General features: G+C 32.8%; 4 protein-coding genes. All 4 read left to right on the top strand.

The window, feature by feature from the left end:
* A partial coding sequence (locus MK851_RS04120; protein WP_320241682.1) for an Ig-like domain-containing protein occupies window positions 1-2,089 on the top strand: 2,089 nt, incomplete at its 5' end.
* A gap of 48 nt (window positions 2,090-2,137) precedes the next feature.
* Window positions 2,138-3,058: a type IX secretion system membrane protein PorP/SprF gene (locus MK851_RS04115; RefSeq protein WP_320241680.1), complete on the top strand. Its 921-nt coding sequence runs from the start codon at window positions 2,138-2,140 to the stop codon at window positions 3,056-3,058.
* 10 nt (window positions 3,059-3,068) lie between these two features.
* Entirely contained in the window at window positions 3,069-5,225 is a 2,157-nt protein-coding gene (locus MK851_RS04110; protein ID WP_320241678.1) for an OmpA family protein, read from the top strand.
* A gap of 136 nt (window positions 5,226-5,361) precedes the next feature.
* Window positions 5,362-6,231, top strand: a complete 870-nt coding sequence (locus MK851_RS04105; protein ID WP_303509185.1) for an OmpA family protein — start codon at window positions 5,362-5,364, stop codon at window positions 6,229-6,231.
* Window positions 6,232-6,424 lie beyond the last annotated feature (193 nt).

Raw genomic sequence — 6,424 nt, 5'->3', positions numbered from 1 at the left:
GTCAGATGAAACCTTTACCGTATCCAATGGAGCAGTAAATGCTACAGGAACGATTCAAGATAATGATGGAGCCCCAATAGTAGCCATAGGAGATGTAACAGTATCCGAAGGTGACGATGCTATTGTTCCGGTAACCTTAAGCAATCCAAGTACAGAAGACATTACAGTAGAAGTAACGGTAGATGGAATAGTGTACCCAGTAACAATTGCCGCAGGAGATACAACAGGAAGTGTAACTGTTCCAACAGCAGAAGACATTACCTCAGGAGAGGCAGACGAAGTATTCCCAGCAACAGGAGTTGTCACAAGTGGAGTAACTGGAGCGATAACCGATGGATCAGTAACGGTAGAAGACGATGATGTAACCGTACCAACAGTTGTAAGTCAAACCACGAACGATACGACACCAGTTATCACAGGAACAGCAGACAGTTCAGATACGATTGAGGTAACAGTCAACGGAGTAACGTATACCGAAGGAGACGGGAACTTAGTAGACAATACCGATGGAACATGGACATTAAACATACCAGCAGGAAGCGAGATTGCAGAAGGAACGTATGATGTAAGTGTAGAAGCAACCGATGCAGCAGGAAACACCAGTTCCGATGCAACGACCGATGAATTAGTAATCGACACAACAGCACCAGTTTTAACGATAACTATAGATAATATCACAGCAGACAACATTATTAATGCCTCAGAAGCAGGAAGCACTATTCCAGTAAGCGGAATGGTAGGTGGTGACTTCAATACAGGAGACACGGTAACTTTAGTGATCAACGGAAACAGCTATACCGGAACAGTAGATAGTAGAGGAAACTATAGCATAGATGTCCCAGGCTCAGACTTAGCAGCTGACCCAGATACGACAGTAGAAGCAAGTGTAAGTTCAATTGATGGTGAAGGGAATAGAGGCTCTACTTTGAATACACATGAGTACTATTTACAAGACACGGATAATGACGGCATACCAGATGCTGTAGATGTAGATGATGATAATGATGGAATTCCAGATGTTGAAGAGGGAGATGGTTTAGTGGATACTGATGGAGATGGAATTCCAGATTCATTAGATCTAGATTCCGATAATGATGGTATAGATGACGTTATAGAGGGCGGAAATGGAGATTTAGATACTAATGGAGATGGAGTAATAGATTCTAGCGATACAGCATATACAGATACTAATGGAGATGGTCAATCTGATAACTCAGTAGATGAAGAAGAAGAACCAGATACGGATGGCGACGGTATTCCAGATTATCAAGATTTGGATAGTGACAACGATGGTATAAATGATGTTATAGAGGGCGGAAATGAAAGTTCCGATACTAATGGAGATGGAGTTATAGATTCTAATGATACAGGAGGTTCAGATTCTGATGGTGATGGAATTTCCGATAGTGTTGATGGAGATATAAATAATTTTGGTGAGGGAGATAATGGAGGTGATACTCTGGTAGATACAGATGGTGATGGTACTCCAGATTATCAAGATTTAGATAGTGACAATGATGGAGTAAATGATGTTGTAGAAGGAGGGAATCAAGATGAAGATGGCGATGGACAAGTAGACAATCCTCTTGATGATTCAGATGGAGATGGAATCACAGATAGTGTTGATGGTTTAGATGGTTTTGGTGATGCTGATAACCCAGATTATAACTCTAACCCTACAGATCCAAATGATGGAGGGGATGGAGTGATAGATGGAGAAGATACAGACGGAGATGGAATACCTGACCTTATAGATGGTTTTGATGGGTTTGGAGACGCAATAAATGATGATACTTGTGTGAAAGTAAACAACTTAATGAGCCCTAATGGAGATGAAGCAAACAGTTATTTACATATTGATTGCATTGAGAATTTTCCAAATAATACTCTTGAAATTTTTAATAGATGGGGTAACACAGTATATAGAATTAAAGGATATAACAATAGTAGTGTTGTGTTTAGAGGGATTTCTGAAGGAAGAGCAAACATAAATGTTGGTGATAAATTGCCAGTTGGAACATACTTCTATATTTTAGACCTTGGAAACGGAAGTAAAGTTAAAAAGGGGTGGATTTATATTAATAGATAATATAGATATATTAGAAAAAAGAGACTGATGAATAAAAGTTTTAATCAAATGAAATTATATTTAAGTTTAATCTTACTATGTACAATGAGTATTTGTGTAACTACAAATACTCAAGCACAACAAGATCCTCAGTACACACAGTATATGTACAATACAATGAATGTAAACCCAGCTTATGCAGGATCTAGAGGACATACAGTAATTACTGCATTGGGTAGAATGCAGTGGGTAGGTTTTGAAGGAGCTCCTAATACTCAAAACTTATCATACGATACACCTTTAGGATATTCAGGTTTAGGGTTAGGAGTTAATTTAATGAATGATCAAGTGGGACCTTCTAGTGAAATATATTTAGATGCAAATGTATCTTACAATATACAAACAGGAGAAGAAGGGAACTTAGCCTTTGGTTTACGTTTAGGAGGTAGGTTACTAAATATAGATTGGTCAAAAGGAACTTACAAAGATGATGAAGTAGTCTTTCAGGATAACATTAATAAATTCTTACCAACCGTCGGAGCAGGTATTTATTATCATCAGCCACAATGGTATGTAGGATTATCGGTACCTAATATTTTAAGAATGGAGCACTACGATGCAGATACTCCAGGGGAAATAGCAGTAGAAAGAATGCACTTTTTCTTAATAGCAGGATATGTTTTCGATATCAATGAAGACTTAAAGTTTAAACCAGCAGCTTTGTTAAAAGGAGTTTCAGGAGCACCTCTATCATTAGATATTTCAGCTAATTTATTATTTAATGAAAAGTTTAGAGTTGGAGCTTCTTGGAGATGGGATGATTCTGTAAGTGCACTTTTAGGTTTTCAAGCAACAGACTCTTTGCTTATAGGGTATTCATATGATTTAACAACGTCAAACTATAATGTAACAAACTCGGGAACACACGAAATTATGTTACAGTATGAAATATTTAAAGATATTAGATATAGGTCCCCAAGATTCTTTTAAAAAGAAAAAAATGAAATTTAAAAAAATACTAGTATTAGCAACATTTTTAATGCTGGCTGTAAATGGTTTTGGTCAAAGTAGAAAAGTAGCGGATCGTTATTTTGGAGAGTTTTCTTATGTTCAATCAGCTAAATTGTATAAAGATTTAGTATTAATTAAAGGAGATAGCTCTCAACATGTATTAACTAGGTTAGCTGAGTCTTACTATAATAATTCAGATACAGAAGAAGCAGAAGTTTGGTACCAAAAACTTGTTTCAAATTTTAAAGAAAAAGTAGAAGAAAAGCATTTGTTTAAATATGCTCAAGCTCTGAGAAGTAATGGGAAGTATAAAAAATCAGATTCTATCTTTTTAAGATTAACTCAAGCTCAAAAAAGTAGTTTAAATAAGGAACTTAAAAAAGAAAACTATTTGTTAGACTACACTAATAAAGAAAAGAGGATAGGAGTAAGAAACTTGGCTATAAATACGCCTTATTCAGAATTCGGAGGGTTTTTATTGAATGGAAAAGCATACTTCTCATCATCTATTGCTAATGATTCAAAAAAGCAAAAAATTTATAAGTGGAATAACCAACCGTTTTTAAATATTTACAAGGCAGAAGAGAATATACAAACATTAGAAGGTAGTAAGCAAGACACTGTCTTAGTTTTAGGAAACGTTAAAAAATTAGAAGAGCCAATAGCTTCTGAATTACATGAATCGACACCTGTTTTTACAAAAGACGGAAAAACTATTTACTTTACAAGAAATAATTCTGAAGGAAAGAAAGCAAAGAGAAGTAAGAAAAACACATCTAATTTAAAAATTTATAAAGCTAGTTATATTAATGGGTATTGGGTTAACGTTAAAGAGTTACCATTTAATAATGATGAGTATTCCACAGGTCACCCAGCTTTAAGTCCAGACGAAAAAACATTATATTTTGTTTCTAATATGCCTGGAGGATATGGACAGTCTGACATTTATAAAGTAGAAATAAAAGGAAATAATGAATATGGAGAACCAATAAATTTAGGAAACACTGTAAATACGCCAGAGAAAGAAGTTTTCCCTTATGTAGGGAACGATAATGTACTATATTTTTCATCTAACGGACATCTAGGTTTAGGACTTCTTGATATTTTTCAAGCAAAGATTAAAGAAGATGGTACATTATTATCACCAGAAAACATTGGATATCCATTTAATAGTAAAAAAGATGATTTTTCATTTTTTATAAGTAAAAACGGGAAAAGAGGTTTTTTCTCATCAAATAGAGAAAAAGGAAAAGGAGATGATGATATTTATAGCTTTTTTATTTATACAGAGCCTCCTGTTTGTACACAAATTGTTAAAGGAGTAATAGAAAACAATAAAATAAATGCTCCAGTAGATGCAGCTGTAATAAAGTTAATTAATAAAGAAAAAGAAGTTATAGCAGAAACTATTTCTGATACATCAGGTAGCTATACTTTTAAAGATGTACCATGTAATGGAACATATACAATTACTGCGTCTAAGTTAGACCATAGATCAGATAAAAGTACAGTGCTAACTAATAATAAAAGAAATAAAGAGGTTACAGCAAACTTAAAGTTAACACCATTAATAATAGGAAACCAAATAGTGATAAAACCTATTTATTTTGATTATGATAAGTCTGTTATTAGGGAAGATGCAGAATATGAGTTAGAAAATATTGTAACAGTAATGACAAATCATCCTGAGTTAGTGATTAAAATAGAGTCACATACAGATAGTCGAGGTCGAAGAGATTATAATAGGTTTTTATCAGATAAAAGAGCAAAATCAACTAGAGATTATATTCTATCAAGAGGAATTGCAAGTAATAGAATTGAAAGTGCTATAGGTTACGGAGAAGACAACCCTTTAAATGATTGTGTAGACGGAAAAAAGTGTACTGAAAAAGAGTATCAATTAAATAGGCGCTCTTATTTTTATATAGTAAAAGGAAGCGAGTCTGTAGAGATAAGACAAGAACAAGAAAAAAAAAGAATCAGAAAAGAACTAGCCACAAGAAGAAGTAATTTTTTAGAGTTTTTAAGCAAAAGTTTAAAGAGATCAGAAAGAAACTCAAGACCAGAAAATAATAAGTGTTTTAAGGAAAAAGAAGATAATTGTAATAAAATAACAAAAGAAGTTAAAGTGAATTATAAAAATTAAGCCCCCCACAAATAACCGTAATGTTATTAAGGTAAAACTCCTTTTTTTTAAGGAGTTTTTTTTATTTACTCAGTATAATATTATGCAAAAAATTAAGTTATAAGGTTACATTAACTTATTATCATTATTATTAATTATGAAAAAACTATTTATTCCCTTAGCGTTATTGGCTTTAACAATGACGTCTTGTGTATCAAAAAAGAAGTATGTTGAGTTAGAGCAGAAGTACAATGATACAAGAGGAAATTTACAAAAAACAACTCTAGAAAAAGAGCAGCTTGAGGCTAAGTTTGCTAAAATTGAAAAGAGAGTTGATGACTACAATGAAAAAATTAACTCATTAAAAAGTGTAAATGAATCACTCCATGAAGAAAATAACGTTAAGTTAGATATGGTTGGTAAATCAGCAGTAATCTCAAATTCTGTAAAAGAAAAAATGAGAGAAACACTTAAAAATGTTGATCCAGCTGAGTTAGCTAATGCTAAAACGTTAAAAGACTCTATGAATGTAGCTATTGCTCATAACTTAAAAAAGTCAATAAACACTTCAGAGCTAGAAAATGATGAAGATGTAAATATTGATATTGATCAAACAGTTGTAATGATTTCTGTTTCAGACAAAATGTTATTTAATACAGCAAGCTACAGAGTTAAAAGAAATGCGCATAAGTTAATTAAAAAATTAGCTGATGTTATTAATTCAGAACCAAGTATGGATGTTATGATTGAAGGACATACAGATTCTAGACCAATTCATAATGCTGTTGTACAAGACAACTGGGATTTAAGTGTAAAAAGAGCAACATCTATTGTTAGACTTTTAGAGACAAAATATAATGTGGATCCTAGCAGGTTAATAGCATCAGGAAGAGGAAGTTCAGTTCCACTTGTAGAAAACAACTCTGCTACTAATAGAGCTAGAAATAGAAGAACTAGAATTGTAATTTTACCTAATTTAGATAAGTTTTTTGGTTTACTAGCCGAAAAAGAAAATATCAAACCTTAATTATTATTAAAATAAAGAATAAAAAACCAGCTAAATGCTGGTTTTTTTGTTTAATAGCTATTAAATAGTAAGTTTGTAATAGTTTGATTTATCTTAGAACAGCATGAAAATTGTTCTGCCTTATGCAAAATAGCATAATCTTTTTCCTTTCTTTGATTTCTAATATATTTTGAGTCAAAGTAAAAACAATAAA

The sequence above is a fragment of the Tenacibaculum sp. 1B UA genome, from assembly GCF_033978845.1.
Classification (GTDB): Bacteria; Bacteroidota; Bacteroidia; order Flavobacteriales; family Flavobacteriaceae; genus Polaribacter.
Note: the sequence above shows the minus strand (reverse complement) of the source record. Positions and strands in the feature narration are given on the sequence as shown.

Excerpts from the sequence above, each read along its gene's own strand:
- MK851_RS04115 (WP_320241680.1), top strand. The coding sequence starts at position 2,138 with ATGAAATTATATTTAAGTTTAATCTTACTATGTACAATGAGTATTTGT.
- MK851_RS04110 (WP_320241678.1), top strand. The coding sequence starts at position 3,069 with ATGAAATTTAAAAAAATACTAGTATTAGCAACATTTTTAATGCTGGCT.
- MK851_RS04105 (WP_303509185.1), top strand. The coding sequence starts at position 5,362 with ATGAAAAAACTATTTATTCCCTTAGCGTTATTGGCTTTAACAATGACG.